Below are 273 nucleotides of genomic sequence, written 5' to 3'. Positions count from 1 at the left end.
CCAATAGGCATTACTCCCTGTAAGCCGCTGCCTTGCTACCGCCTGATTTCTGTCCGTGTACTCCGTTGGCCAGTAACCTGCGCCGGCTCGCGGCGGGATCAGTGCCTTGATTTTCTTACGTCTTAGCTCGTCATGACACCGCTTTGTGTCATAAGCCCCGTCTGCTGAAGCCACCTTGATTTTCCGGTGGGTCTGCCGGATAAGACCCGGGAATGCCTCCGCATCGGTCACGTTGTTCAGTGACAGGTCAGCACAGATAACCTCGTGGGTATC

At 56.0% G+C, this 273-nt stretch carries 1 protein-coding gene; it reads right to left on the bottom strand.

Annotated elements, in window-relative coordinates; genetic code table 11:
- Positions 1-273 (bottom strand): transposase (locus KAJ71_RS23270; RefSeq protein WP_248947796.1); only part of this gene is annotated, 273 nt, incomplete at both ends.

This window comes from Serratia silvae, assembly GCF_023282985.1.
GTDB classification, from domain to species: Bacteria; Pseudomonadota; Gammaproteobacteria; order Enterobacterales; family Enterobacteriaceae; genus Chania; species Chania silvae.
The sequence above is the reverse complement of the archived record's forward strand: the minus strand, read 5'-3'. Positions and strand labels throughout refer to the sequence as shown.